Below are 26,177 nucleotides of genomic sequence, written 5' to 3'. Positions count from 1 at the left end.
CTTGATCTTTAACCTGTGCGGCGTGGACGAGGATTGACAGACTTCGTCTTCTTTGCGGCCGGTTTCTTGGCGTTCGTGGTGGTCGCGGTGTGGACGTCGTAGCGCGGGGTGGGGTGGTTGTTGCGGCGGCCGGGTGGCCGCCCTGGTCCTTGCCGGGAGGGTTTGGGTGCACCGGCCGGGCAGGTGGCGCGCAGATGCCGAAACCCGCGGCGGACGCGGGCGGGCGAGAGACGCTCGGGTGGTGCGGGTTTCTCCCAGGGGCGGCGCAGGTCGGTGGCGAGGGCGCGGGCGAGGCGGGGCTGGGTGTAGGCGGCGAGGATCATCCAGGTCCAGCGCGGCCTGTGGGGTGCGGATCTTGGGACAGTTCCAGCCGAGGGTCTGTTCGAACAGGCGGAACGTGTGTTCGATGTCGAAGCGGCGCAGGAACGTCTGCCAGAGCCGGTCGACGTCGGCGCTGGTGGCGTCGACGCCGGACCACCACAGCCACACCAGCTTCGGGGTACGCGCCGCTGGCAGGTGCCCAACGTCCAAGCGGATGACAGTCCCTCGATGACCGGCAGTACCTTCGCTGCGTCGATCCAGGCGGATCGGTAGGTCAACCGTGGGTGCAACCGGTCCCAGGCTCGGGCCCACGCCGTGCCGTAGAGGCGGGTGTCGGCAACGGTGGCCGCGTCCGGCTCACCCCACGTGGCCGGATCACCGAAGACGAACTCGCCGCCGTGCCTGCGCGGTCGACCGATCGTCCCGGGCTGCCGGGCGGCACTGCCCGGCGCAGTACCCGGTCTGAGCGCATCCGCGCGAGGACCTGCGCGGGCAGATCACGTGGGAGGAACGCAAGTCGGGGTGCGTCGTCCCGGCGTCGGCCACGACCAGGATCTCCAGGTCACCGGCCTGCCACTGCCCGGTCGCGATCAGCGGCCCACGATGTCCCGCAACTGCGCGTCCGTCAGGTCGAACAACGCGTCCGCCCGAGCAGTCAGACGGCCGTAGAACTTTCGCCGGAACCCCGTCAACCTTCCGACGGCATCAGCCCGACCACGGTCACGCACACTGGTCACCAGAACAGCCCTTGGTCATTGATGTTCTTCCCTAGACAAGAAGATCATCAACCAAGGGATGGTTCCGTGATCGACCCGGGTCCCCACAGGACTCTCGGGGTCAAAGGTCAAGCTGAGCACCGGCAGGGGGTCCGTACGCGCGGGGACAGGAGGCGGTAGAGGGTCCGCCCTATGAGGGGCCGCGCGGCTCATCGGGTCTGTCCTGTGAATCTTGACCGCCTAGCGGTCACACCCCGATGAAGCTCACTGTTTCTGTCATGACCGCCCGCCCGGTACGCGGCCGTGGCACGCCTCCTTTTTCGAATCCCACCGCGATACCGCAGTACAGTACGAGCCCGTCATCGGCTTCGACTATCTGGCTGACGGTCTTGCGATGCATCGTCCACATCACCTGGGGGCAGCTGTGCAGCCCTTCCGCCCTTAGCAACAGCATGACCGTCTGCAAGTACATCCCCGCGTCCCCCCACTGCCCGGGCCCCATCGTCCGGTCGAGGTAGCAGAACAGGACGACGGGCGCCCCGAACGCCTCCGAGTTCAAGGCGGCGATCTTCATGGGCCTGTCGGGGTCGTCGCGCTCGATTCCCAGCGCTTTGTACCGCTGGGCGGCCGCGTCGGAAAAGCGGTCCAAATACGGCGAGGTCAGTTCGGCCGGGTACATCGGATACTCCCGCTCATCACCCGGGTCTCCCGCCAGTGCCCTGGCCGTCGCGCGCCTCTTCAGTTCGGCCAAGGGCTCGCCGGTCACGACATACACACGCCACGGCTGGAGGTTCCCACTAGACGGGGCCCGCGTCGCTGCAGCCAGCACTTCTTCGAGTATCTCTTTGGATACCGGCTCATCGCTGAACGCCCGCACGGCCCGGCGACTGTCCACGGCTTCATACACGTCCACGCCTTCTCGTCCCCTCACTCAGCGCCAACCACCTCTCTACCGTCTCCAGCACGCGCAAGAGGCAACAAGATGATCCGGATCGCACTTCGATCTGCGGCAGGGGGCACCTGGTCGGCGGTGACGGCGGTATTGGGTGCGGCCGTGAGAACGGCTCACCGCAGCCGGGGTCCGCCGCGGGTTTCGCCACCTACTCACGACAACCACCTGTCCCGCGAGCGCACCGAAACCCACCCGGCCAAGCCCTGGACGACCACCCGGCCGCACCAACCGCTACCCCGCCCGCCGCTACGACGTCCACAGCAGCACCAGCAGCGAGGCCGGGAAGACGACTTCCAGAAAAAAGAAGTCGGTCAATCCCAGGCCGCGCCGCACAGGTTGAAGATCAACCTAGTCGGCGCGGGGAAGCGTAATGGTGAATGTCGTCCCGACGCCGACCTCACTCGCGACCGTGATGGTGCCCTGGTGATCGGTGACGATCTGTCGGGCGATGGCGAGGCCGAGGCCACTGCCCCCAGTACGGCGGCCCCGTGCGGAGTCGGCCCGCCAGAACCGGTCGAACACATGCGGCAGCGCGTCCGCTGCGATTCCCGAGCCGGTGTCGACTACCCGGACGATCGCCAGCGTGTCGGTCCGGCTCGCGACCAGCCGGACGCTGCCGCCCGCAGCGGTCACCCGTAGTGCGTTGGTGACGAGATTGCCCACCACCTGGCGGAGCCGGTCGGGATCGGCGTGTACCGCAACCGGCTCGGCCGCCACGCGCAACGACGCCCCGGTCGACTCCGCCAGGGCGTGGTGGGCGGTGCGGCAGGTCTCGAGGAGTTCGGCCAGATCCACCGTGACCCGGTGGTACGCCAGTTTGCCGGCCTCAGCCAGGGCCAGGTCCTGCAGGTCGTCAACGATGCGCTGTTGCAGCATCGCCTCTTCATGGAGTGACGCGAAGAGGTCCTGGTCCGGCGTGATCACGCCGTCGGAGAGCGCCTCGAGATAGCCGCGCAGGTTGGCCAGCGGGGTGCGCAGTTCATGTGCGACGTCGGCGACCAGCCGGCGTTGCCGCTCCTCCCCGCGCTGCAGGGAGTCGGCCATCCGGTTGAACGACCGGGCCAACTCCGCCAGCTCGTCGTTGCCCCACACCGGCACCCGTCCGGTGAGGTCGCCCCGGCCGAGCCGCTGAGCGGCCGCGGTGAGCGTGTCGATGGGGCGCAGCACCCGCCGGCTCAGCAGCACGGTGCCGATGACCGCGACCGCCGCGACGCCCGCTGCCGCGGCGAGCAGTGGACCAGCGGTCAACACGGACGCCGGATCGCCGCGAGCGCCGAGGTAGACCCGGGCGGTTACCGGCGCGACGTCACTGATGTCGTTGGTGAAGGCCTGGGCCAGGCAGGAATCCAGTGCTTCCACCGTCGAGGTGCCGCACACCTGCACCGAGGCAGCGTCTGCCAGGTGCCGGCCCGGCTCTGCCGCGACGTCGGCGCAGCCGTCGACGATCTCAGCGGCACCAGGGCGATCGCGCACGTCGGCCGCGCCCAGGTCGGCGTCGAACTGCGGAACTCCCGTGCTGGTGAGTGAGGCGACCACAGGGACGGATTCCCGCGTCAGGCAGGCCGCGAACCGCACGCCGGTGCGGTAGCCGGCAATCGCACCGGCCACACCTTTCTGCCGGCTCGCCGGCTCCGCTGGCAGTGCGGCCAGATTCAAAACCGGCCGCGGGTCGACGACCCCGACCATCGTGCCGAGCGGCCGGGCGGTGCGGTCCTCCTGGGTGTCCGTGTCCACGATCACCTGGCCCGTGTCGGCGACCAGGTGGATCCGCTGACCGGTCTGGGCGCGCAGGTCCCGCACCAGGTCGGGCACACCCTCCCAGGTGCCGTGCCGGCTGCCGTACGTCGTGAGTCGGCCGACGACCTCATCGAGTTGCGCCCGGTCGGTGGTGGCCGAGTCGTTGATCTGTTGCGAGGCCTGCCGCAGGGTCAGCCACGCGGTCGCCGCGGTCGCGCTCACCGCGACGAGGACGACCAGCCAGAGCACCCGTAGCCGAAAACTCACCGGCCGGCTCCGGGCGTGCCCTCGGGCGTCAGCGCCGCCGCCAATTCCGGCTCCGGTTCGGCGAGCCGGTAGCCGCGGCCGTAGACGGTCTGCACGTACCGCGGCTCGGCAACGTCGTCCTCGATCTTGCGGCGGAGGTTCATCACGTGCGCGTCGACGGTGCGTTCAAGCACGAAATGATCGAATCCGAAGGCCCGGTCGATGATCTGCGCCCGGGTGAACGCCCGCCCGGGCTCGCCGGCGAGCACCTCGAGGATGCCGAACTCCTTGGCCGTCAGGGCGACCGGCCGGCCGCCGACGCGTACCTCGAACCGGCCGGCGTCCACCTCAAGGTCGCCGACGCGCAGCACCGCCCGGTTGTCGGCGCTCACCACCCGGGCCCGGCGCAGCAGCGCCCGTACCCGGGCGGCCAGCTCCCGCGGGCTGTACGGCTTGGTGAGGTAGTCGTCGGCACCGAGGTCGAGACCCAGCAGGACGTCGTCCTCGGTGGTACGGGCGGTCAGCAGCAGGATCGGAATCTCCGATTCGGCGCGCAGGATCCGGCACACGTCCAGGCCGTCGAGGACCGGCATCATCACGTCGAGGACCACCAGGTCCGGCCGGCGGGACCGGCACTGGTCCAGCGCGGCCCGCCCGTCGCCGACCAGCAGCACGCTGTGCCCCTCGCGTTCGAGATAGACCCGTACCAGGTTGGCCTGCTTGGGGTCGTCCTCGGCGACCAGGATCCGCGCGCTCATGTTTCCCCATTCTGCCTGGTGGTGGCGGGGTTCAAGTAAACCCGAAACCCGTGAAGAACTGATGTGGGCAGGCTCCGGAGGCGGCGAGCGGGATATCCGCACAGCTGGCCCACGGCTTCTTCAAGAGTTCTTCACCACCGGCTGCCTACCGTTCCCGTCATGTCAGTCAAGAGTCGGACATGATCTTCGAACCAGCACACCCAGGCCACCGCGACGAGCAACAGCGGCGGGCGGCCCGGCGGCGGATCCGGGAGACGCTCGCGGTGCGCCGGGCCGCCGCGGTCGGCGGGCACGGGGCCGCCGAACCGCCGGATCAACCACCCGTCGAACCCGAGGCTGCCGGGTGACGCCGGGTACGCGTGATCGCCGTGTGCCGACCGGTGTGATCAACGAGAGTGCCCAGCTGGCCGAGTCCGTGATCGATCTTGCGGCGATCGCGGAGAACATCCGGACGATCGCGGCGATCGCACGCACCGGGCTGATGGCCGTGGTGAAGGCCGACGCGTTCGGGCACGGTGCGGTGCCGGTGGCGCGGGCTGCGTTGGGCGCCGGCGCCGCATGGCTGGGCGTGACCTCGGCCACGGAGGCGGTGGCACTGCGATCGGCGGGCATCGACGCACCCGTCCTGAGCTGGCTGCACCGGCCGGACGAGGACTTCACCCGCCTGATCGCCGCCGACGTCGACATCGGGGTGTCGACCCTGACCCATCTGCACGCGATCGCCACCGCGGCCACCGATCTCGGTCTGCCCGCCGCGGTCCAACTCAAGGCAGACGTCGGTCTGTCACGCAACGGTGCCAGCGGCGACGAATGGACCGAACTGGTCGCCTGGGCTCGCAAGCACGAGGCGGAGCGCAGCGTCCAGGTACACGGGGTGTGGTCCCACCTGACGAACGCCGACGAGCCTGGATGCCCGAGCATCGCCCGGCAGCTGTCAACGTTCCGGGAGGCGCTGCGGATCGCCCGGGATGCCGGGCTTGACCCTGAGGTGGTGCATCTGGCCAATTCGGCGGCGGCGCTGGCCGCCCCGGAGACCCGGTTCGATCTCTGTCGGATCGGCCTGGCCATGTATGGCATCGACCCCTTTGGCGCGACCGGTCCCCGCCGTTTCCGCCTGCGACCCGCCATGACCCTGCGGTCAAGGGTGATCAACCTGAAGCGCGTGCCCGCCGGGACGGGCGTCTCATACGGGCCCGACCACGTGACCAATCGGCCGACCACGCTCGCCCTGCTGCCGCTCGGGTACGCCGATGGTCTGTCGCGCACCGCCGAGGGCCGCGCGTGGGTCTGGCTCGCTGGTCGACGATGTATGATCGTCGGCCGCATCGCCATGGATCAGTGCGTCGTCGACGTCGGCGACCTGCCGGTGGCGCTCGGCGATCCGGTGATCGTCTTCGGTCCCGGCGCCGAGCCCGGCTCGCCCGACCCGGCCGAGCCGACGGCCGCCGAGTGGGCGCGGTGGGCCGGCACCAACCCGCACGAAGTCTTGACCGGAATCGGCGCGCGAGTGGCGCGCGTACACCTACGCGGGGAAGCGGCAACATCTTGACATCCTCCCGGCCCTGAAGGGCCGGGATTCCCCCGGTCGCCCGTGGGGTTTCCTGCTTCATCGCCGACTGCCCGCCCGGAGGGTTCCGTTGGGGTCTTACACCAGCTCCACAGGCGTTTTATCTGTCCGCCAGCCCGGCGGCCAGAAGGTTTCTCGCTGCGTTGATGTCCCGGTCGTGGGTCGCACCGCATGGGCATTGCCACGATCGGATGTTCAACGGCAGGGGTTCGGTCAGCCGCCCGCAGTCCGAGCACAGCTTGGACGACGGGAACCAGCGGTCCACCGCCACCAGAGTGCGCCCGTATCAGGCGGCCTTGTACTCCAACATGGCCCGCAGGTCGGACCAAGCGGCGTCGGAGATGGCGCGGGCCAGGCGGTGGTTGCGGAGCATGTTGCGAACGCCGAGGTCTTCGATCACGACCGTTTGGTTCTCGCGGACGAGCCGAGTCGACAGTTTGTGCAGGTGGTCCCGTCGCCGGTCGGCGATCCGGGCGTGAAGCCTGGCGACCTTGAGTCGGGCTTTGGCCCGATTCTCCGAGGCTTTCTCCCTGCGGGCCAGGTTCCGCTGGGCCTTGGCGAGTTTCCGTCGGTCAGCCCGCTCGTGACGGGGGTTGGTGACCTTCTCCCCGGTGGACAGAGCCACCAGGCTGGTCAGGCCCGCGTCGACGCCGACCGCCGTGTCAACCCATGGGAGCGGCTGGACGTTCGGATCCTCGACAAGCAGGGACACGAACCAGCGACCGGTCGCGTCTCGAGACACGGTGACGGTGGACGGTACGGCACCGTCGGGCAGCGGACGCGACCACACGATGTGCAGCGACTGTGCCTGCTTAGCCAGGGTGAGCCGCCCGTCACGCCACGTGAACGCCGACCGGGTGTACTCGGCGCTGGCCCGGGACTTCTTCTTGGACTTGAAACGGGGGTATCGGGCGCGCTTGGCGAAAAACGCGGCGTAGGCGGCTTGCAGATGCCGCAACGCTTGTTGCAGCGGAACGCTGGATACCTCGTTGAGGAATGCCAGATCCTCGCCGCGTTTCCATTCGGTCAGGGCTGCCGACGATTCCACGTAGCTGATCGAGCGGCGTTCCGTGGCGTATGCGCGGGTTCGTTCATCGAGGGCTTTGTTGTATACCAAGCGCACACACCCGAAGGTGCGATTGAGTTGTTCGGCCTGCTCAGGAGTGGGATAGAAGCGGTACTTGTACGTCCGCTTCACCACTCCGTTCACATTTCCCATTCTAGCAGTCCACTGTATAACACGATCATTGAGGGGAGGGAGCGGCGTTTCCTCCCGGCCCTGGGCGGCCGGGTTTCCACGCCGCAACTCTGATGACTGTTCGTTTGGCGGTGCTGTTCGGTGGGCGCAGCGGGGAGCACGACGTCTCCCGGCGCTCGGCGGAGAGCATCCTGGCCCACCTCGACCCCGCCGCCTACCGGGTGACCGAGGTGCTGATCGAGCGGGACGGCCAGTGGCGGGTGAACGGCGACCGGGCCACGTTCGCGCAGGCGCTGCGGACCCTCGGCGACCAGGAGGTGGTGTTCCCGGCGCTGCACGGCCCGTACGGTGAGGACGGCACCGTCCAGTCGATGCTGGAGTGGCTCGGCGTCGCGTTTGTCGGAAACGGTGTCTTCGCCAGCGCCGCGGGGATGGACAAGCCGGTCACGAAGAAACTCCTCGCCGCCGACGGCCTGCGCGTGGCCGACGGGGTGACGCTGCGGCCCGACGAGGAGCTGTCGTCGCGGGATCAGGAGCGGCTGGGGCTGCCCGTCTTCGTCAAACCGGCCCGGGCCGGCTCCAGCCTGGGAGTCTCCAGGGTCGAACAATGGGCGCAACTGCCCGCCGCTCTGCGGCTCGCGCGCGAGAGCGACGCGAAGGTTCTCGTGGAACGCGCGGTGCGCGGGCGCGAGATCGACGTCGGCGTCCTTCAGCACCTCGACGGTCGCGTCGAGGCCGGGCCGCCGCTGGAGATACGGGTGGCGAACGGCGCCTTCTTCGACTACGACGCCAAGTACGACGGGGGTGCCGTCTTCCACATTCCGGCCCAGCTCGACCCCGGCACCACCCGACTACTGCAGGACCGGGCCGTGCAGGCGTTCCACGCGCTCGGCTGCCGTGGGCTGCTGCGCGTCGACTTCTTCCTCCCGGATCCGGACGGCGACCACGGCACAGGGTGGAGCGGAGACTACCGGGAGCCGGTGATCAACGAGGTCAACACCTTCCCCGGATTCACCGCCGCTTCCCAGTACCCGCAGATCTGGCAGCGGGCCGGCGTCGGCTACTCCGCACTGCTCGACATCCTCATCCAGGGCGCACTGCACCGACGCGACACCGCCTCCCGCTGCCCGAGTCCCTGCTGATGGCCGTCTACACCGCGGAACATCTTCGTGGTCTCCGTATGATCGTCACGGGCGGGGGAACGGGCGGGCACACCTACCCGGCGCTGACCACGATCCGTACGCTCCGCGACCGGCTGGCGGCAGCCGGCACCGCACCGGACGTCCGCTGGGTGGGCGTCGCCCACGGACTGGAGGCCAGCATCGCCCGGCAGGAGGGCATTCCCTTCACGGCGATCACCACCGGCAAACTGCGCCGCTCGCCGAACCTGCACGAGTGGGGTCGCAACGTCGCCGACGCCTTCCGCGTGCCGCTCGGCGTCTTCCAGGCCATCATGATCGTGGTGCGCACCCGGCCCGAGGTGGTCTTCTCCACCGGGGGATACGTCTCCGTCCCGATCGGGATCGCCGCCTGGATGACCCGCCGTCCGCTGGTCATGCACGAGCAGATTCTCACGCTCGGGTTGGCGAACCGGATCCTCGCCCGCCTCGCCGATCGGGTGCTGCTGAGTCACGAGTCTTCCATCGACCATCTGCCCGTCCGAGCGAGAACCCGCGCGGTGGTCACCGGCAACCCGATCCGGCCCGAGATCCTCACGGGCAACCGCGACCGGGCGCTCGCCGCGTACCACCTGGATCCGCGCCTGCCGCTGGTGTACGTCACCGGCGGCGCCCAGGGCGCCGTCCAGGTCAACAACCTGATCGCCGACATCCTCCCCGGACTCCTGCAGAAATGTCAGGTGCTGCACCAGTGCGGCGACTACTCCCTCGACCGGATGCGGCAGGTCGCGGCCGCCCTCCCGGAACACCTGCGCAGCAGGTACCGGGTCGTCGACTACGTCCACGGCGAGCTGCCCGACGTCCTGAGCGCCGCGGACATCGTCGTCGCGCGCAGCGGCGCCGGCACCGTCGCCGAACTCACCGCCCTGGGCAAGGCATGCGTCTTCATCCCGCTCATCCCCACCGGCGGCGACGAACAGCGGCGGACCGCACGGCACCTCGCCGACGCCGGTGCCTCCCGCATGCTCGCCGGCCCCGACGCCTCCGCCAACCGCTTCTACGAGGAGATCATGGTGCTGCTCGACCACCCGGAACGACGCCAGGAGCTGGCCAACGCCGCCCGTCAACACGGCCGGCCCCATGCGGCCACGGCCGTGGCCAGCGCGATCATCGACGCCGCTGGGCGGTACCGGTCATGATCCTGCTGTCTGATCGGCGAATCTCGGCCATCCCGCTCGGCGACAACGGGGAGGCCCTGGTCGACGTACGCCAGGTAGCGGACCTTCGGGTGGACGACCGGCTGGCCGACGAGGCCGGCGCGTACGCGCACCTGCGCGAGGCGACCGTGCAGCGTCTGCTCGCCGCCCAGCGGACCCTGCCCGGAGGGCTGCGGCTGCTGGTCATCGAGGGGTACCGGCCGCTCAGCCTGCAGACGACCTACTTCGAGAGCTACCAGGACGAACTGCGCCGCAGGTACCCGGAGTGGGACTCGGCGCGCCGGCACGTGGAGGCCAGCAAGTACATCTCGCCGCCCGAGGTGGCTCCGCACAGTACCGGCGGAACGATCGACCTCACGCTCTGTACGGCCGACGGGATCGAACTGGACCTGGGCACGATCGTCAACGCCAGCCCGGTGGACAGCGCCAACGCCTGCTTCACGGGATCACCCCACATCTCCCCGCGGGCCCGCACCAATCGCGGCATCCTGGGCCAGGCGCTGTCGTCTGCCGGCATGGTCAACTACCCGACCGAATGGTGGCACTGGTCGTTCGGCGACCGCTACTGGGCGCTGAGCACCGGGGCCGCCCGGACCCGGTACGGGCCGGTGGATCTGCCGTGAGGCGGCTGTACGAGATCGACCTGTTGCGGATCATCGCAGCCCTGGCGGTGGTGGTCTTCCACTACACCTTCTCCGGCTGGACGCAGGGGCATTCACCGGTCTCGTTCCCGGCGCTCGGCGAGGTCTCCCGGTACGGTCATCTCAACGTTGACCTGTTCTTTGTGATCAGCGGGTTCGGCGTGCTGTTGTCCGCGTGGGACCGCAGGCCCGGGAGTTCGTCGTCTCCCGAGTCGTGTCGAGAGCGCCGTCGAGGAGCCGATGAAGAGCGGGCAGAGGGCCGGCCGACATCCGGCCCTCGTCGGCCTCGTCGCCGGTCTGCTGGCGCACCGCCGCTCCGTACGCCCAGTGGATCGCTCGGCGGTGTCGGGCAATCTTGAACCAGCCTTGCCCGCTCGCGGCAGTGTGGGGCACACACGGGGCACAAGACACTGTGAAGCGTCGTGAACCAGCCATCAACGATGGCAGCCTGAGACGCCGTGTGAGCAGGCCCACATACGTTGCCCAGCGGTGTGACTGCTGGCGGTTCAGGCGGTGGCGGCTTGGGGCATGATCGGCGCGTGGCCAGTCGCGTAGAGAACTACCTCGCCCATCTTGACCGTCTCAGCGGGGGTATCGAACCCAGGTTCCTACCGGTTGCCTCCACCAAGGAAGGCCTGAAGGGTGTCACCCTTATCGCTTACCAGCAGCTACCCGACGACCTGGCGACGGCCCTTACCTACGGCGTCTCGCTGGCAGAACACCCGGACTGGAAGCTCGGAAGCCCGGAGCTGTGCATCAGTGTCCGCTCGGAGGATGACCGGTGGGCTTGGGCGGTCGGTCACCTCGGAGAGAGCCTCCGCGGATCATGTCCCTTCAGCTACGGCAACATCATCGACTTCGGCGAGCGGATTTCCACCGAGTCGGATATGACGGTGTTCGTTGTCGGTCCGCCAAGCGTCATTGAGGCCGCAGACTGCCGCATCGATGTCGGCGGACCCGGACACGAGGGGCACGACATCGTCCATCTGGTCGGCATGTACCCGATCCACGAGGCCGAGGGGCAATACATCCGTGACCACGGCCTCCAATCCTTCTGGAACCTCGACCGGGACCTGTACGACGTAACGCGGCACCCCGCCGTTTGATCCCCCGCGTCCGTTGAGTCTGGCGGCGGGCCAGCCGCCGTGGGGCAAGGAGCCTGTTCCTCCGGCACGCATACTGGCCAGGTGTCTCAGCCCCAGCCGCCGACAGCCATGCCACCGTCGGCATCAGAATTCTGTGAACAAGCCCTGACCTGTCTTCAAACCGGTGACTGGCGTGGCGCCTACAGATGGGCGAAGGGCTGGATCGGATCCGGAGGCGGCACCCACATCGAGCCCTGGCTCGTCTACGTGGCCTCCACCCTCACAAGCGAGAAGGCAAGAGACGCCGTCCACTCCATTGATCTGGCTGTCGGCCTCTGGCTCCCCGGTGCGCAGGACCGGGCGGCAATGCTCTGGCTTCGCGGCTGCATCGTCCATCGACGGCTGAACGACCCGCGGACCGCTCTGCGGGACCTCCTGGTAGCTGGACCGGCGCTGCCTGTTTGGCTGGCGAACCAGCGAGACGCCGAGATCGCCGCATGCGAGGAAGCCGCACGCCACAGCCGTAAGCGGGTCCCGTCCGTCAAGCAGGCGTGGAGCTATTCAGGGCAACCCGAGACGCTTCGATTCCCTGATCACGCCCACGAGCCGAGGTCCGATGGTGAGGCACCGGACCGTCGGCTCATCAACATCCTGGTCGACCTCGGGCTACCGGTCGCGTAGTCCTTGGTCGCTCTACGCCACGTGACCTCGGCGCCGTCACGATGGTCTTCCCGTCCCGGTTGACGGTGCAGTCGACCTCGACGACGCCGGGACGTCCGGCCGTGTCCAGTGGCAGCGGAGACGGGCCGGCGGATCGGCCACCCTGACGAAGCAGCACGGCCAGGTCCGCCACCGACAGGTGGGACCGGATCGTCTTGATCCGGGTGCCGGCGACCTGGAGGTGGATGAGGTCGGTGTCGGCCCAGAACGTAACCGTGACTCCGGAGCGGGCGGGGCCAAGCCAGAGCTGTTTCCCGGCGACTTCCAGGTTCCCGCTGGGCGGCACGACCCGGTCGAACTCCACCGCCCCGGGCACCACCTCCAACTCGCGTAATGCCTGCTGGGCGTCGATCTCTCTCGGCGCAGCCGGTCGATGACCAAGTCCCGGGTTCGGTCCGCACCGGCTGCGTGGCTGCGGCCCGGGCCAAGCCGTGGCCGGGTCTTGACGCCGCGTCGGTGATTGGAGGCCTGATCTTCGTGCATGGCAGGATCTGTTGGGTGCAGATCGGGATGCTCGGACCGTTCGAGGTTCGCACGGACGACGGCACCGTCGCCGACGTGCCGGGCGCGCGGCTGCGCGGGCTGTTGATTGCCCTTGCGCTCGAACCGGGTCGTGTGGTCTCGAAGGCGACGCTCCTCGACTGGATCTGGGGTGAACATCCGCCCGCCGACGCGACGAATGCCCTGCACCGCTTGGTTTCCCGGCTCCGGAAGGCGCTGCCGGAAGGGTTGATCGAGGGGCAGACGGACGGCTACCGGTTGACGGTGGAACCCGACGCCGTCGACGCGGTGCGCTTCGAACGCCTCGTGGGCCGGGCGCGCGACGACGAGGGCCCGCAGCGGGTCCGGCGCCTGCGGGAGGCCCTCGCGTTGTGGCGCGGCGCGGCCATGCAGGACGTCGGTCTGCCCGACAGTGCGGCTTTCGACGCCGCGGTCACCCGGCTCGAGAGGCTGCACCTTACGGCCATGGAGGAGCGGTTCGACGCGGAGATCAGGCTCGGCCATGGTGCGCAGCTGGTCACGGAGCTGACCGACCTCGTGGCCGCGCACCCGGTGCGAGAACGGCTTGTCGGCGCGCTCATGCGGGCCCTCGTGGCGGCCGGTCGCGACACCGAGGCCCTGCTGGTGTACCAGCGTACGAGAGAGGCCTTGGCCGACGCGCTGGGCGTCGACCCCTCACCGGAGCTGTCCGCATTGCACGTCGCGCTGCTGCGCGGCGAGTCGGGCCGGCGGGAGGAGAACCGGAACACCAACCTGCGGGCCGAGCTGACCAGCTACATCGGCAAGGACGCCGATGTGGCCGCGGTCGCCGAACTCGTCGCCGAGCGCCGGCTCACCACCCTGATCGGGCCGGGTGGATCGGGGAAGACGAGGCTGGCCACGGAAACCGGGCGCAGTCTGGTCGGCGACCTGCCCGACGGGGCCTGGATGGTGGAGTTCGCGGCCATCGGCGCCGACGTGGCGCAGGCCACGCTCGCCGCGCTCGGCCTCCGCGACGCGCTGCTCGGTGAGCCGTCGAACCTGGAGCCGAGGGACCGGCTCATCGCCGCGATCCGCGAGCGGGAGATGCTGCTGATCCTGGACAACTGCGAGCACGTGATCGAGTCGGCCGCCGAGCTCGCCCATCGCATGCTCGGGGAATGCCGGCGGCTGCGGATCCTGGCGACCAGCAGGGAACCACTCGGCATCACCGGTGAGGCGCTGTGGCCTGTCGCGCCGCTGGCCCTGCCGGACGGGAACGCCACCCCCGGCGAGATCGAGTCCGCGCCGGCCGTCCGGTTGCTTCTGGACCGGGCGAGCGCGGTGCGCAAGGATCTCGTGGTCGACGCCCACACGTTGGCGACCATGGCGCGCGTCTGCCGGGCGCTGGACGGGATGCCGCTGGCGATCGAACTGGCCGCGGCCAGGTTGCGCACCATGTCGATCGATCAGCTCGCGAACCGGCTCGACGACCGGTTCCGGCTGCTGACCGGCGGCAGCCGTACCGCCTTGCCACGGCACCGAACGTTGCGTGCGATGGTCGATTGGAGCTGGGAGCTGCTGACCGACGCCGAACGGGTGGTCCTGTGCAGGCTCTCGGTGTTCTCGGGCGGGGCGAGCCTGGAAGCGGCCGAGCGGGTCTGCGTCGGCGACGCGGTCGAGTCGGAAGAGGTGCTCGAGTTGCTCACGGCGCTGACTGAGAAGTCGCTGCTGGTCGCCGCGGGTGACAGCGCACCGCGCTACCGGATGCTTGGCACGATCAAGGAGTACGCCGCGCAGCGTCTCGCCGAGGTGGGGGAGTCGGACCTGGCGCGCCACGCGCATCTGGCCTACTTCACCGAACTCGCCGAGACCGCGGACCCGCACCTTCGCCGCGCTGAGCAGTTGACCTGGCTCGCCACGCTCGACACCGAGCACGACAACATCAGTTCCGCGATGCGTGGTGCGCTCGCGGCCGGCGAGGCGCAGGCGGCGATGCGGCTCGCGGCGGGTACCGGCTGGTACTGGTGGCTCAGCGGGCACAGGGCCGAAGGCATGGAGCTGATCACCGCGGCCACCAACATTCCCGGCGAGGTGGGCGACGAGACCCGGGCCATCGTCTACGGGCTCGCTGTGACGTTCGCCAGCTCCGGGCGGGCGGCCGACGAAGACCAGGTGGCGGAGTGGATCCACAAGGCGTACCGGTTCGCCCAGCGCAGCCAGTCCCGCAACCCCGTGCTGGCCTTGGTCGTCCCGCTGGAACGCATGTTGCAGGCACCGGACGCGTTCCTGCCCGCGTGGGAATCATTGCTGGACGACGAGGACCCCTGGGTATGCGCGCTTGCTCGGCTGCACCTCGGCAAGTCGCGGGTCATGCTGGGTCACGCCGGGCGGGACGCGGACGCGCACCTTGAAATGGCCGTCACCGAGTTTCGGACACTCGGCGAACGGTTCGGGATTTCGTTCGCCCTGACCGAGCTGGCGGACCGCATCGCCACGCGGGGCGAGTTCGCTGGTGCGTGCGAGTACTACGAACAGGCGGTCGAGGTTGTGACCGAGGTCGGTGCCATCGAGGACGTCATCCGGATGCGGTCGCGACAGGCTCAGCTGTACTGGCTGCTCGGTGATGAGGACGCCAGCGAGGCCGCGGTAGTCGAGGCGGAACGGTATGCCGAGAGGGTCACCTGGCCGGAGGCGCTGGCGGAGCTGGCCCTGTCGAAGGCGGAACTCGCTCGCTGGCGCGGCGACGCCGAGGAGGCTCACCGGCAACTCGATGTCGCAACGACCATGCTGGGGGACAAAGCGGAGAAGCTCCGCGCGGTGACGCACGACCTACTGGGCTACCTCGCCGACGATCTGGACAAGGCCGGTGAATACCATGCCGCGGCCTACCGGGCGGCGGCCGAGGCGGGGCACGCGCCCATGATCGCGCAGGTTCTCGTCGGGGTAGCGGACCTGGCACTGCGCCGCGACCAGCCCGAGCAGGCCGCGCGGCTGCTGGCGGCGAGCGACGCCGTGCGCGGACTGCGGGATCGGTCGCTCCCGGACATGGCCCGGATCGAGCGGGCAGCACGAAGCCGCCTCGGCGACACGGGGTTCGCCGAGGCGGCTCGGGATGGCACGGAGACGAGCTGGAGTCAGCTGGTCGAGGTCACGCTCGCTTCTTGAACGTGGAACGCGCCCACAGGTATCCGACGAGAGCAATCCCGACGCACCAGGCGACGGCGATGACCGCGTCGCTGGTGTCCGGTACGCCGTTGAGCAACCCGCGCATGGTTTCGATGATCGGCGTGAAGGGCTGGTACTCCGCGAACTGCCTGAGGCCCGGCCCCATCTTCTCCGCCGGGACGATCGCGCTGCTGAAGAACGGCAGCATGACCAGCGGCACGGCGGCCAGACCCGCCGTCTCTGGAGACTTTGCCGCCAGTCCCAAGGCGACCGTGAGCCAGCCGGCCGCGAATCCGAGCAGCACTATCATGCCGGCCACGCCGAGCCAGGCGAGGAGACTCGCCGACGGGCTGAATCCCAGCAGGAAGGCCACCCCGATGAGCGCCGCGATGGCGACCACGTTGGTCAGCACACTGGCGATGACGTGACCGGTCAGCACCGCACCACGGGAGACGTCCATCACCTTGAACCGGTTGATGATGCCCTTCGTCATGTCGGAGTTCACCGACGTCGCGGTGGCCCCCAGCCCGTAACAGACGGCCAGCAGGATCAGTCCCGGCGTCGCGTAGTCGATGTAATCGACACCGACGTTGAAAGCGTCTCCGAACATGTACACGAACATCAACATGATGATGATCGGCATCAGGACCGCGTTGAAAACCGAGGTCGGGTTCCTGGCAATGTGCTTGAAGTTGCGACGCAACATCACCAACGAGTGGGACTGGGCGCTCATTTCGCGTTCACCTCCGTGGTGTGGCCCGTCAGGGCGAGGAAGACGTCGTCGAGGTCGGGTGTGTGCACGGAGCACTCCTCGGCACTGAGTGAGTACTCATCGAGCCGGTCCAGCAGAGCCCGAAGCGATTTCGTGCCGCCGTCGCTGGGAACCCGCAAGGTCAGTGCCTCGTTGTCCCGCGTGGAGTCGGTGAGGACCCGCGCGGCCGCGTCGAGTTCGGCGGCGGTGGTGAACCGGAGCCGGACGTGGGTCCCGGGGATCTGGCGTTTGAGCTCGTCGGGAGTGCCCTGGGCGACCAGGCGGCCCTGATCGAGTACCGCGATGCGGTCGGCGAGCTGATCGGCTTCATCGAGGTACTGGGTGGTGAGGAAAATGGTCACGCCGTCGGCGACCAGGGCACGGATGATCGACCACATCGTGCGGCGGCTGCGCGGGTCCAGTCCCGTCGTCGGCTCGTCCAGAAAGATGATCTTCGGGTGGCCGACGAGCGTCATCGCCAGGTCGAGCTTCCGTCGCATACCCCCGGAGTAGGTCGACGCGGGCTTCTGCGCCGACTCCACCAGATCGAAGCGTTCCAGCAGCTCCGTGACGATCCGCTTGCCGTCGCCGGAGACCGCCCGGTTCAGATCCGCCATCAACTGCAGGTTCTCGTGCCCCGTGAGCAGCTCGTCCACCGCCGCGAACTGACCGGTGACTCCGATCGCCGCGCGCACCGCCTTGGCCTCGGTTGCGACATCATGGCCAGCGACGCGGACCGTCCCACCGTCGGCTTTCATCAACGTGGTCAGCACGTTCACCGTCGTCGTCTTACCCGCCCCGTTCGGGCCGAGTAGGGAGAACACCGTTCCCGCGCGGACATCAAGATCGATGCCGTCGAGCACGACCTTGTCCTTGTAGGCCTTTCGCAGTCCTGAGACCGCAATCGCTGAAGTTGTCATGCGGCCAACTATCGGGATCCGGCCTGTCACCCCCCTGACACGCTCCTGACACGGTTTTCGCCCTCGTCCTGCCAGGTCAGGACGCTGCGTAGCCGCCGCAGTGGATCGCCGTCGATCATGATCGGGCGTTTCGCATTCTGACGTTGCGGGCCCACTTCAAGCCGATCTGGCAGTTCGCCGCTTACCGAGGGGCGCGTGATCCCAGTTCACCGCCGCGTCAGCAAGCTGGCCCTGTCCAGGAGGAGACTGGCCGCCGCGCCCGGCGGGGGATGGGTCGAGGACGTGAACGCCGGCAGTGGCCGGTCGGAAGGGAATCTTCCGCCCGGCCACCGCCCGGGCAATGGACGCCTACTCGACGGAGCTGCTTGGCGGGCGCAGCGCATTCATGTACCGAACCGCGACGGCAGCCACCACGAGCTGCCCGAGGAGTTCGATCATCGCGTAGACCCACCAGCCGACGAACACGACCGGCAGGGCCGCGACCGCGGCAAGCAGCACCACGGCGAGCACGCGGAACGCGACGCCGATTCCGAGCGCTCGACCCACCACCGCCAATAACGCCAGAAGTAGCACTGTGGGCACCAGGGAAAGGAAGAACTCCAACCCGAGGGCGAGGAACGTCCCCCCGGGTTGGGTGGAGCTGAGATACGCCTCCGGCCCGACGATGATCAGCATCAGTACGAACTTGACCCACAAGACCAGCGCCGCCACCAGGCACGTACGCCCAAACCACCAGCCGGCACGACGCTGTTGGACCTCGGTCACGTCAGCACCACGAACCTGAGGCAGCGCGCGGACCAGCGAGAACATCCATTACTGCAGCGGCAGACTCATCGGTGGCAGCCAAGAAGCGGCCAGAAAGAAGGCCCACGGCGCGAATCATGCCAGCAGCCCAAGCGCCCGGCTGTCCCGTGCCGTGTCCGTGGCGTGCCCGCTGAAGGAGTCACCGGAGGCAATTAGCGACCCGAACCTCGCTCCCGGCTCCGATGCCGGGCGCCCAGCCTGTGCAACTCCGACGACCTCAAGAGTCGGCAGATCGCCGCCGCCTCATGGACCCCCACCAACGACGGCTGGCACCTGGTCAACTACCGCACAATCGGTGGCGACCTGGACGGCACACCGCTCCAGCGACTATGCGAACAAGTCGGTTGGCTCGCCCCGATGAGAGCCGTCCAAGGGAAGCCGGGAGAACTCTCCACCTCGGTGGTCATTGGCGCGCCGCCGGACTGGCTCACGAGCGCGCGACACGTTCGCCGGAGAGAGTTCTGCCAGAGCTCAGAGCCAGGGTGGTGGGCCCTCGAAGGTGAGGGTGTGCACGTCGAACAGGACCGCCGCCTCCACGCCCAGCGCCGGCCCGCCCTGGCGGGCCGCCCAGGTCAGGAACGGCCCGGGTTCAGGGCCGGCCACGCCCAGGCCCCTGGTGTACTCGGCGTGCGCGGCCAGTGAGGCGATACCGCGCTGCAGCGGCTCACCGGTGACGTCCACCCCGTGCGTGGGGCGCTCGGCGCCCGCGAAGCAGACGTAGCGCACGCCGTCCCAGGGAGGTAGCCCCTCGTCCACCAGTTCTGGGAAGATCCACCGGTTGCCCGCGTCCCGCGCGGCGTCCAGCGCAGCCAGCCCCACCGCCCGGTGGTCGGCCTGGTTGGTCATCCCGCCCACCATGCGGACGGTGAAGCCGCCCGAGACGATGACCTCGGGCCGATGGCGGCGGATCGACCGCACGATGTCGCGGCGCAGGTCTGGGCCGTACTCGACGACGCCGTCGCGGTGGTCGAGGAATTCAACGATGTCCACGCCCACCTCCCGGGCCGCGGCGCGCTGCTCCTCCTCGCGCAACGGCCCGGCCTGGTCCGGGTGCATGGCGTCGATCCCGGCCTCGCCCCGGGTGGCCAGCAGGTAGGTCACCTGCTTGCCCTGCGCGGTCCAGCGGGCGATCGCCGAGGCTGCGCCGTACTCGATGTCGTCAGGGTGTGCGGCCACGGCAAGACAGCGGTCCCAGTCCTCCGGCAGTGCCGGTAGAAGCTCGTCCACGGTCCACACCGTAGCGGCCTCTTCGCCCATCCGGCACCGCCGTGTCGGCAACCCTGACATTCGCCGAGCGAGCGATACTGACCGGGTGGACCCCAGCCGGCTCCACCCGCAGGCGCGGGCGGCGATGCACGTCCAGCAGCGTGTCCCGCTCACCCGGGCGACCCTGCCGGCGGCACGGCTGAGCATGGTCCAGGCGACTCCGGCCGAGGTGGGCAGCGCACCGGCGATCCGGTCAGTCGTGACCGTCGACGCCGGTGGCGTGCCCGCCCGCCTCTACCGCGACGGCGATCACGACGCGATGCCGGTGGTCCTCTACGCGCACGGCGGAGGCTGGGTGATGGGCAACGTGGACACCCACGACGGGCTGTGTCGGCACCTGGCGGCCGCGTCCGGCTGGGCCGTTCTCTCCGTGGACTACCGGCTCGCCCCCGAGCATCCGTATCCGGCCGCGGTGGACGACGTGGCGCGCGCGCTCACCTGGCTGCGCGGGCCCGGGGCGGTTCGGCACGGCCTCGACTCGGGTCGGATAGCGGTGGCCGGTGACTCCGCGGGAGGGCACCTGGCGGCGGTGACCGCTCGGCGCGCCCGGGATGCGGGGATCCGTCTTGCGGGGCAGATCCTCATCTGCCCGGTCATCGACCCGGCGGCCGACTATCCGGCCCTGGACGAGTACGGCCTGGACCGGGAGGAGATGCGGTTCTTCTGGGACGCGTTCGCCCCACCCGGCGTGGACCGTACCCAGCCGGATCTGGACCCACTGCGGGCTGACCTCACCGGCCTACCCCCCGCCGTGGTCATCACCGCCGAGCTCGACCTGTTGTCCGCCGAGGGTGAACGGTACGCCGCCGGGCTGCTGGCGGCGGGCGTTGCCGTCACCGCGACCCGGTACCAGGGACTCATCCACAACTTCCCGCGGAAGCTGGCCCTGTTCGACGCCGCCCATATCGCCCTGGCCCAGTTGGCCGCTGTGCTGCACCGTTGGTGAAAGAGTCAGTACGGGCCGAAAACCATATCCGGCAGGCTGAACCGGCAACCAGGACATTCCCGGCCCAGTCGCGATCAGCCGAGCGGTACGGCGCCGAGAATGCACAGCCCAAGCTCGATCTGACCCAAGCTCGACGAGGCGGACCGATGAATCCAGCGCCGGCGGGCAGTCTCTGCTACGTCCGATGTCTCCGATATCCGTCACAGGAGGAATCATGAGCACCACCGAGCAGCGAGGCCCGGTGAAGGCCGCCATCACCGTGTCACTGGACGGCTACGTCACCGGTCCCGACGATCGTGAGGGCCAGGGGCTCGGCATCGGCGGCGAGCGGCTCCACTACTGGGTGATGGGCGGCCCGTGGACCTACGAGACGGAGCGCGAACCCGGCACCGGCATGACCGACGCGGACCGTGCGTACTTCGACGCGCTGCTGGAGGGGACGAGCGCCGGCCTGTGCGGCCGGGGCATGTACGACAGCGCCGGGGCCTGGGGCGGCCGGAATCCGTTCGGAGGAACCATGGTCGTGCTCACCCATCGCACCGCCGACCAGCCCGACCCGAGCACCGGTTTCCTCATGGTCAACGGGTTCGAGGAGGCATTGGCGGCAGCCCGGCGGGCGGCGGGCGACAGCGGCGTCGCCATTGGTGGGGGCGCTGACATCATCCGGCAGGCGCTCACGGCGGGGGTCATCGACGAACTCGGCATCACCACCGCTCCGGTCGTCCTCGGTCGAGGGAAGCGGCTCTTCGAGGGCTTCGACCGCGATATCAACCTCAAGATCCTTTCGGTCTACCACTCGCCGTACGCCGTTCATGTGCGGTACGCCGTCGTGCGCTGATCCCGTCGTGGCGGGGAGGCCCACCCGCAGGGCACGCAGGGGTCGACGAACCGGGGGCGCGTCCGACGGCGGTCCCGGATGCTGTTGGGCCGTCAAGGCCGGCAGGGGCTCTGGGCTCGTCTCCGTCACACGGCTGCGCTGGGGCCTGGCAGCGGGTCGACGTCGTTTGCGTCACCAGGGCCTTCGACGTTCCAATATCAACGATCATGCCGGGTGCAATTGGCGTGCCATGCGGCGTTCGCACGGTGGGCGGATCGGGTTGTGATAAGGACTGAGCCCATGACCTCTCCACTGCCCGCCTACACGGTACCCGACGTCAAGCCCCTACGCGGCCCCGATGACGCGCGGCGCGTTAGCTACCGCGGCGACCAGCTCGCCACCTGCGCACCGGTCGCCGCCGTCCTCGACCGTATCCCGGCGGTCCTGACGACGATCGAGGAGGTGTGGCCGGGTCACACCCTCACCATCACCCGCCCCGACCTCTGCGCTCAAGTCTCGGTCGGCACCGACGACGGCCTGAACTGGGGGCTGAGCTTCGACGACGAAGTGGGATACCTCGTCCAGCCCGGCTTCGTCCCTAGCCACGAGCCCGACCCTGACGACCTGCTCGAGGAGGCGCTCGCCGTGCAGCCCGATGTCGACTCCGCCTACCACTACGACCGCGAGTACTTCGAGGTTCGGCTGGCTTGCGTGCTCCGGGCCGACGAGATGCTCGCCCGCTGGCTCGACACGATCATCACCGCCCACCGCGAGTTCGCCCGCCGCCGGGGCGTCGACCTGCCGTACTGAGGTCGGCAACTGATCGTTTCCGGCGGTGACGGGCTGCGGGGCGTCACACCCCGCCAGGTCGGATGCTTCGCAAACTCGATGCCCGGAAGGCGGGCCATCGGGCGAGAGGTTTGTTGCCGCAAGGGCGGTGACAGCAACAGATGACAGCAGCGGCGCTGGACGGGCCGACGCCGCAGCGGACGACTGAAGCGCTGCGACCAGTAGTTGTGGAGCCTCCGGCACCGAGTCGGACAGTGTGGCCCAAGCTACGGATCAGATGCTCGTATGCGGCACGTCCACATGCCTGAGGCAGCGCGGCAGGAGCATCAGGGCGTAATCAATGTCGTCATTCCGTGGCCTGCCGCGCCTCACCTGGCGCCAGCAGCCGGCGGGGGAGTGCCGGTCCTGCTCCCGCCACCGGCCGGCGGTGCCGGCGCGCAGCAGACGATCAACCATCTGCAAGGCCTCCGGCTCCGAGTCGAACTCCCAGCGCAGCACCTTCCCGGACTCCCTGTCCTCGGCCCGGGCCATCACCGTCGAGCGCGTCTCGCGGACCAGCCACACGTCGCGCCGGTCAGGTGCCTATCGTTCTGGCGTGCACATCCGTTTTGACGTCCCAGCCGATCCCGCCTACCCGGGCCGCGTGGCCGCTGCGCTCAGCAGTGTTCGGCTGCGCAAGTACGGCTATATCGGCGCGGTGCTGGCGGCGGTCGGGGCGATCGGTTTCGCCGTCTCTCGGGGGCTCGCCTTGGGCGACCAGATCTCGCCGCTGTGCATGGCGATGGTCGTGGGTGGCCTGCTGTCGATGCTGTACTCGCCGTGGGTGCGGTTGCGCGCCCGGCGCCGCTCCAGTCGCTACGCTGTCGAGGGCGCCTACGACATCACCGACGACAACATCATGATGCGCAGCGGCTCGGAGTCCGGCGGCATCGCCTGGGACGGGGTCGCTCAGGTAAGGGGCACCCCTGAGTTCTGGATCGTGTACGTCGGCCGGATGCCGGCGACCGTGATCCCACGCCGCTTGATGTCCGCCGAGGACGCCGAGACGTTGCGAGCCCATATGGCTAAACGTGGGCTGCTCCAGCTTCGGTGAACTCATTTGCCGCGAAGCGCTGGTCACGAAAGGTAACCGGGTCGCGGGTGCCTGCATCCGAACGTGTCGATGTGCGCGCACCTGACCTTCTTCACGGCGCTTCTCCGATGTCAGGCGATCGCGCGGGTGCGGCAGGCCGTGGCACCGGAATCATGCTACGGCTGGAAGTACTCCGACATCACGCGGCTGACCCATTCCGGCTGCTTGATGTCGACCGGGAGGAACTCCGCCATCGTCGGCTTGAGGTCGATGACCGGGGTGCCCGAGACCGCATCGAGGCCCACCACCGTCAATTCGCGGCCATGGACGGATTCGATGGTGCAGCACGTTACCCCGATGCGGTTCGGTCTGCGGGGGGCGCGGCCAGCGAATACGCCAACGGGCGGGAGGTCGGAGCGGCCGCGGTAGGGGCGGGGTTCGCGGTAATCGCCATGCTCCGGGAACTGGTCGAAGATGAAGAGGACCTCCACGTGGGAGAACCCCTCCAGACCCTGGAGGCACGCTTCGCCGAAGCGCTCGTCGATGGTGATCGTGCTGCGGACGGCACCCCAGTTGTCCGTGTGCTGGACGTCCGTTCGGTCGTTCCGGACCGTACCTATCGGAGTGATCTCGAAGATCAGCATGGCTGGAGGCTATCCGCACCGCGCCCAAACCAGCGTCGAGGCCATCGGCCCCGCCGTCGACCACGCCCTGGGCCGCCGAAGCCCGGCAACGCCTGGCCGCCCACCCACCGCTGGCCCGTCAGCTCAGCCGGCGAACCACCGATCTGTGGAGCACCCATCCGAGCGAAGACCAGCGGATGCGGCTGATCGAGGCCCTGCCTGGCGCCGACGGAGCCCTCTGCGTCGCCGACATCCGTTGGCCGAGATCGACACCGAACTCGCTACGTGGCGCCGCATCGCACACAACGCCCTCCTTGGAACCCGGGACCGGTTCTGAAGAGCTTGCGCCACCATGGCGGGCCCCCGGATGATCCGTCCGCAGCCCGCCCAGTCCCGGCGATTGGGCTGTCAGCCGAGCGGGATGGCGCCGAGAAGGCGTAGCCCGTGTTGGGAATCGCGCCTCACCGGACGTCGGACCATGAGCCCGGACGAGATCCGCCGCATCGTGGAAATCTGGGAAACATCACCGTGCTCCGCGCCCCCGATCCCGCCGACACGCACGCAGGTTGGCCTCGGCGGTGACCTGGTTCTCGCGTCGGCCGATCAAAGTGCGCCTGTGGCGGTACCCGGTGGGGCTGGTGCTGCTCTCGAGCATTGCGCTCGCGGCGGGCTGCGATCCCGCTCACCTTGCTGGCAGGATGGCGGACTTCGACATGGATCCGGCGGTTGTGGTGCCGACACTAGTCACCTGGGTCAGCGGCGCCGGTCCCGCGCCCACGTCCCAGAGCAGGCCGACGATGCGTCGAGCGTCTGGTCGCCCTCAGACGCGGGATCGGCACGCCCGCGCCGGACGGGCGTGCAAGACGCAGACGTGGTCTCCCGCAGTCAGGCCAGACCGGTTATCCCTACTCGGACAAACTCCTTTTATAGCCTGGTCCGTTCCGGATGCATCCCGTCAACCATTTCGTGACCCGGCTTGTGAAGGCAGTGTGATCCTGGCTCGGCCCCGCACACTGGGCAGGCACGCCACTCCTGGACCGGGCCGGCGTCGTGCCCCAAGGTCAGGGCGACCTCGCTGATCTCGTCAGCCAGTTGGTGCAGGTTCGGGTCCCGGTGCCGGATGGCGGCCTGGTGGATCTTCTGAACTGACTCTCGCGCTCGCTCCAGCGTGCGCCTCGCTGACTCGCCCGGATAAGAGGACATGCCATTCCCGCTTCCCGGTAGTGCGGCGATGAAACCGGCTAGTGCCCCGTCATGCAGCCTTGAACGGGTAATCCGGATGGCGGATCTTGGAGCCGGCGGCGAATGCGGATTTCGGTTTGGCGCGCCGGTTGCGCCAGCGGATGTAGTCGCAGATGGCGGCGTCCTGCTCGGCGTGGCGGCGGTGGTCGGTGCCGTTGAGGGCGAAGTAGCGCACGGCAGCGAACTCGGCCTCGATCCAGTTCAGCCAGGAGGGCGTTCTTCTCCGCGGTGTCGACGGTGAGCCGCCAGCGGATCTTCGTGGTGACCCATTCTTTGATGTAGCGGCAGCGGGCGGAGCTGTAGGGCGGCATCCAGGATCTGGAGGGGGGCCATCATCGGCCCGGCACTGAGCGGGCCAACATTAAAGCCGGCCATTGGTCAGGACCGCAATCGGCGGATCAGGACTCGAAGGGCCACGGTTAGCGCAGCGCCCACAATGGTGAGGACGACTCCGACCATGCTAAAGCCGAGCGCCCAATATCCGTAGTACGACTCGCCGCAGTTCCAGCAGGGGAGGCCCCAGTACACGCCTACCGTCACCGCGAGCCCCCACGGGATCCCCAGCCATCCGCCTGCCATGGTGCCCCAACCAGGCACCCGCCACGCGAATCCCGCCCCCAACACAACGGCTGGTAGCAGCAGCGGCCAAGCCGGAGCCGTTGCGCCGAACATGGCATCCCAGACGGTGCCCAATTGCCCTTCGCAGAACCCGCAGACGGCCGCGAGCAGGGATGCCCACAACAGTCGCGGCCTGGGGACGACGAATGTCATCGCCGCGGACCCGACGACCACCAGCAACAGAACAAGATCTTGCAAACCCGACGACGTGTGCATACGAGGGCCCTCCGAGCGGTGGTCCTTCTGTGTCACCAGCGTGACGCACACCTTCAGCGCGGACGACTCACGACGGCGACAGGGGGAGAGGCGTACACCGGGCTGGAACTTCACCTGGCTGCTGCTGCACACGTTGACCCCGATGATCGCGTATCCCATCGGGGCCCACATCTCGGCGAGCTTGGGCGGCGTCGTCATACCCCGAGGCCG

27 protein-coding genes and 2 pseudogenes are annotated in these 26,177 nt (G+C 68.8%); 14 read left to right on the top strand and 15 right to left on the bottom strand.

Going from position 1 to position 26,177, the window contains the following annotated elements:
* Positions 1–8: 8 nt before the first annotated feature.
* Positions 9–983, bottom strand: a pseudogene (locus tag I8N68_RS33930) (transposase); the annotation flags it as partial.
* 301 nt (positions 984–1,284) lie between these two features.
* On the bottom strand, positions 1,285–1,950 hold the full coding sequence (locus I8N68_RS17390) for a nitroreductase (RefSeq protein WP_200211041.1): 666 nt from the start codon (positions 1,948–1,950) through the stop codon (positions 1,285–1,287).
* A 145-nt stretch (positions 1,951–2,095) separates the two neighbouring features.
* On the opposite strand from I8N68_RS17390, the pseudogene I8N68_RS33925 reads away from it, so the two are divergent.
* Positions 2,096–2,329 (top strand): annotated as a pseudogene (locus tag I8N68_RS33925) (NF041680 family putative transposase); the annotation flags it as partial.
* 8 nt (positions 2,330–2,337) lie between these two features.
* Here I8N68_RS33925 and I8N68_RS17385 read toward each other — a convergent pair.
* On the bottom strand, positions 2,338–3,729 hold the full coding sequence (locus I8N68_RS17385; RefSeq protein ID WP_307812859.1) for a sensor histidine kinase: 1,392 nt from the start codon (positions 3,727–3,729) through the stop codon (positions 2,338–2,340).
* Positions 3,730–3,989: 260 nt separating this feature from the next.
* Positions 3,990–4,730, bottom strand: coding sequence for a response regulator transcription factor (locus I8N68_RS17380; protein ID WP_200211040.1), 741 nt, complete (start codon positions 4,728–4,730; stop codon positions 3,990–3,992).
* Positions 4,731–4,909: 179 nt separating this feature from the next.
* On the opposite strand from I8N68_RS17380, the gene I8N68_RS32885 reads away from it, so the two are divergent.
* Positions 4,910–5,077, top strand: a complete 168-nt coding sequence (locus tag I8N68_RS32885) for a hypothetical protein (protein WP_234039948.1) — start codon at positions 4,910–4,912, stop codon at positions 5,075–5,077.
* A gap of 23 nt (positions 5,078–5,100) precedes the next feature.
* Complete coding sequence (alr, locus tag I8N68_RS17375; protein ID WP_307812858.1) at positions 5,101–6,279, top strand: alanine racemase; 1,179 nt, start codon at positions 5,101–5,103, stop codon at positions 6,277–6,279.
* Between the two features lie 118 nt (positions 6,280–6,397).
* On the opposite strand, the gene I8N68_RS34255 is transcribed toward alr, so the two are convergent.
* Positions 6,398–6,571, bottom strand: a complete 174-nt coding sequence (locus tag I8N68_RS34255) for a zinc ribbon domain-containing protein (protein WP_372433755.1) — start codon at positions 6,569–6,571, stop codon at positions 6,398–6,400.
* Between the two features lie 12 nt (positions 6,572–6,583).
* Positions 6,584–7,507: an RNA-guided endonuclease InsQ/TnpB family protein gene (locus I8N68_RS17365; protein WP_200211037.1), complete on the bottom strand. Its 924-nt coding sequence runs from the start codon at positions 7,505–7,507 to the stop codon at positions 6,584–6,586.
* A gap of 101 nt (positions 7,508–7,608) precedes the next feature.
* Here I8N68_RS17365 and I8N68_RS17360 point away from each other — a divergent pair, with 101 nt between their 5' ends.
* From I8N68_RS17360 to I8N68_RS17330, 7 genes are all read left to right on the top strand, one after another.
* The gene (locus tag I8N68_RS17360) at positions 7,609–8,637 is read left to right on the top strand and encodes a D-alanine--D-alanine ligase family protein (protein WP_200211036.1); all 1,029 of its coding nucleotides are present in this window, start codon (positions 7,609–7,611) and stop codon (positions 8,635–8,637) included.
* The gene (locus I8N68_RS17355; RefSeq protein WP_200211035.1) at positions 8,637–9,812 is read left to right on the top strand and encodes a UDP-N-acetylglucosamine--N-acetylmuramyl-(pentapeptide) pyrophosphoryl-undecaprenol N-acetylglucosamine transferase; all 1,176 of its coding nucleotides are present in this window, start codon (positions 8,637–8,639) and stop codon (positions 9,810–9,812) included. Before I8N68_RS17360 ends, I8N68_RS17355 begins: the two co-directional genes overlap by 1 nt.
* On the top strand, positions 9,809–10,453 hold the full coding sequence (locus I8N68_RS17350; protein ID WP_200211034.1) for a M15 family metallopeptidase: 645 nt from the start codon (positions 9,809–9,811) through the stop codon (positions 10,451–10,453). The genes I8N68_RS17355 and I8N68_RS17350 overlap by 4 nt, the downstream gene beginning before the upstream one ends.
* Entirely contained in the window at positions 10,450–10,830 is a 381-nt protein-coding gene (locus I8N68_RS17345; protein WP_200211033.1) for an acyltransferase family protein, read from the top strand. The genes I8N68_RS17350 and I8N68_RS17345 overlap by 4 nt, the downstream gene beginning before the upstream one ends.
* Before the next feature lie 180 nt (positions 10,831–11,010).
* Positions 11,011–11,577 carry a suppressor of fused domain protein gene (locus tag I8N68_RS17340; protein ID WP_200211032.1) on the top strand — a complete coding sequence of 189 codons (567 nt, stop codon included), beginning with the start codon at positions 11,011–11,013 and terminating at the stop codon, positions 11,575–11,577.
* Between the two features lie 81 nt (positions 11,578–11,658).
* The gene (locus I8N68_RS17335) at positions 11,659–12,237 is read left to right on the top strand and encodes a hypothetical protein (RefSeq protein ID WP_200211031.1); all 579 of its coding nucleotides are present in this window, start codon (positions 11,659–11,661) and stop codon (positions 12,235–12,237) included.
* Positions 12,238–12,774: 537 nt separating this feature from the next.
* Entirely contained in the window at positions 12,775–15,903 is a 3,129-nt protein-coding gene (locus tag I8N68_RS17330) for an ATP-binding protein (RefSeq protein ID WP_200211030.1), read from the top strand.
* On the opposite strand, the gene I8N68_RS17325 is transcribed toward I8N68_RS17330, so the two are convergent.
* The 4 genes from I8N68_RS17325 to I8N68_RS17310 form a co-directional block, all read right to left on the bottom strand.
* Complete coding sequence (locus I8N68_RS17325; protein ID WP_200211029.1) at positions 15,887–16,636, bottom strand: ABC transporter permease; 750 nt, start codon at positions 16,634–16,636, stop codon at positions 15,887–15,889. The two genes, I8N68_RS17330 and I8N68_RS17325, sit on opposite strands and share 17 nt — an antisense overlap.
* Positions 16,633–17,574: an ATP-binding cassette domain-containing protein gene (locus tag I8N68_RS17320; protein WP_200211028.1), complete on the bottom strand. Its 942-nt coding sequence runs from the start codon at positions 17,572–17,574 to the stop codon at positions 16,633–16,635. The genes I8N68_RS17325 and I8N68_RS17320 overlap by 4 nt, the downstream gene beginning before the upstream one ends.
* A gap of 348 nt (positions 17,575–17,922) precedes the next feature.
* On the bottom strand, positions 17,923–18,384 hold the full coding sequence (locus I8N68_RS17315; RefSeq protein WP_200211027.1) for a hypothetical protein: 462 nt from the start codon (positions 18,382–18,384) through the stop codon (positions 17,923–17,925).
* A gap of 465 nt (positions 18,385–18,849) precedes the next feature.
* Entirely contained in the window at positions 18,850–19,605 is a 756-nt protein-coding gene (locus I8N68_RS17310) for a PIG-L deacetylase family protein (RefSeq protein ID WP_307812857.1), read from the bottom strand.
* 85 nt (positions 19,606–19,690) lie between these two features.
* On the opposite strand from I8N68_RS17310, the gene I8N68_RS17305 reads away from it, so the two are divergent.
* The 3 genes from I8N68_RS17305 to I8N68_RS17295 all read left to right on the top strand — a co-directional run bounded on the left by I8N68_RS17305 (position 19,691) and on the right by I8N68_RS17295 (position 22,217).
* Entirely contained in the window at positions 19,691–20,590 is a 900-nt protein-coding gene (locus I8N68_RS17305) for an alpha/beta hydrolase (protein WP_307812856.1), read from the top strand.
* A gap of 214 nt (positions 20,591–20,804) precedes the next feature.
* Entirely contained in the window at positions 20,805–21,428 is a 624-nt protein-coding gene (locus I8N68_RS17300; protein WP_200211025.1) for a dihydrofolate reductase family protein, read from the top strand.
* A gap of 279 nt (positions 21,429–21,707) precedes the next feature.
* On the top strand, positions 21,708–22,217 hold the full coding sequence (locus I8N68_RS17295; RefSeq protein ID WP_200211024.1) for a hypothetical protein: 510 nt from the start codon (positions 21,708–21,710) through the stop codon (positions 22,215–22,217).
* A gap of 252 nt (positions 22,218–22,469) precedes the next feature.
* Here I8N68_RS17295 and I8N68_RS17290 read toward each other — a convergent pair whose 3' ends face one another.
* Positions 22,470–22,760 (bottom strand): hypothetical protein, encoded by a 291-nt coding sequence (locus I8N68_RS17290; RefSeq protein ID WP_200211023.1) that lies wholly within the window; start codon positions 22,758–22,760, stop codon positions 22,470–22,472.
* 31 nt (positions 22,761–22,791) lie between these two features.
* Here I8N68_RS17290 and I8N68_RS17285 point away from each other — a divergent pair, with 31 nt between their 5' ends.
* Entirely contained in the window at positions 22,792–23,289 is a 498-nt protein-coding gene (locus tag I8N68_RS17285) for a YcxB family protein (RefSeq protein WP_200211022.1), read from the top strand.
* A gap of 155 nt (positions 23,290–23,444) precedes the next feature.
* Here I8N68_RS17285 and I8N68_RS17280 read toward each other — a convergent pair whose 3' ends face one another.
* The 4 genes from I8N68_RS17280 to I8N68_RS17270 form a co-directional block, all read right to left on the bottom strand.
* Entirely contained in the window at positions 23,445–23,912 is a 468-nt protein-coding gene (locus tag I8N68_RS17280; protein ID WP_200211021.1) for an SAM-dependent methyltransferase, read from the bottom strand.
* A gap of 903 nt (positions 23,913–24,815) precedes the next feature.
* Positions 24,816–25,094 (bottom strand): zinc finger domain-containing protein, encoded by a 279-nt coding sequence (locus I8N68_RS34495; protein WP_428833252.1) that lies wholly within the window; start codon positions 25,092–25,094, stop codon positions 24,816–24,818.
* A gap of 49 nt (positions 25,095–25,143) precedes the next feature.
* Positions 25,144–25,308 carry a hypothetical protein gene (locus I8N68_RS17275; RefSeq protein WP_200211020.1) on the bottom strand — a complete coding sequence of 55 codons (165 nt, stop codon included), beginning with the start codon at positions 25,306–25,308 and terminating at the stop codon, positions 25,144–25,146.
* A 203-nt stretch (positions 25,309–25,511) separates the two neighbouring features.
* Positions 25,512–26,165 (bottom strand): hypothetical protein, encoded by a 654-nt coding sequence (locus I8N68_RS17270; RefSeq protein WP_200211019.1) that lies wholly within the window; start codon positions 26,163–26,165, stop codon positions 25,512–25,514.
* Between the last annotated feature and the right edge of the window lie 12 nt (positions 26,166–26,177).

Source organism: Micromonospora coerulea, assembly GCF_016598485.1.
In the GTDB taxonomy this organism is placed as follows: Bacteria; Actinomycetota; Actinomycetes; order Mycobacteriales; family Micromonosporaceae; genus Micromonospora; species Micromonospora coerulea.
Note: the sequence above shows the minus strand (reverse complement) of the source record. Positions and strands in the feature narration are given on the sequence as shown.

Coding starts and splice junctions, on each gene's coding strand:
- I8N68_RS32885 (WP_234039948.1), top strand. CDS start 4,910: ATGATCTTCGAACCAGCACACCCAGGCCACCGCGACGAGCAACAGCGG.
- I8N68_RS17360 (WP_200211036.1), top strand. CDS start 7,609: ATGACTGTTCGTTTGGCGGTGCTGTTCGGTGGGCGCAGCGGGGAGCAC.
- I8N68_RS17315 (WP_200211027.1), bottom strand. CDS start 18,384: ATGTTCTCGCTGGTCCGCGCGCTGCCTCAGGTTCGTGGTGCTGACGTG.
- I8N68_RS17320 (WP_200211028.1), bottom strand. CDS start 17,574: ATGACAACTTCAGCGATTGCGGTCTCAGGACTGCGAAAGGCCTACAAG.
- I8N68_RS17380 (WP_200211040.1), bottom strand. CDS start 4,730: ATGAGCGCGCGGATCCTGGTCGCCGAGGACGACCCCAAGCAGGCCAAC.
- I8N68_RS17355 (WP_200211035.1), top strand. CDS start 8,637: ATGGCCGTCTACACCGCGGAACATCTTCGTGGTCTCCGTATGATCGTC.
- I8N68_RS17270 (WP_200211019.1), bottom strand. CDS start 26,165: ATGACGACGCCGCCCAAGCTCGCCGAGATGTGGGCCCCGATGGGATAC.
- I8N68_RS17295 (WP_200211024.1), top strand. CDS start 21,708: ATGACCTCTCCACTGCCCGCCTACACGGTACCCGACGTCAAGCCCCTA.
- I8N68_RS17300 (WP_200211025.1), top strand. CDS start 20,805: ATGAGCACCACCGAGCAGCGAGGCCCGGTGAAGGCCGCCATCACCGTG.
- I8N68_RS17280 (WP_200211021.1), bottom strand. CDS start 23,912: ATGCTGATCTTCGAGATCACTCCGATAGGTACGGTCCGGAACGACCGA.
- I8N68_RS34495 (WP_428833252.1), bottom strand. CDS start 25,094: ATGTCCTCTTATCCGGGCGAGTCAGCGAGGCGCACGCTGGAGCGAGCG.
- I8N68_RS17350 (WP_200211034.1), top strand. CDS start 9,809: ATGATCCTGCTGTCTGATCGGCGAATCTCGGCCATCCCGCTCGGCGAC.
- I8N68_RS17325 (WP_200211029.1), bottom strand. CDS start 16,636: ATGAGCGCCCAGTCCCACTCGTTGGTGATGTTGCGTCGCAACTTCAAG.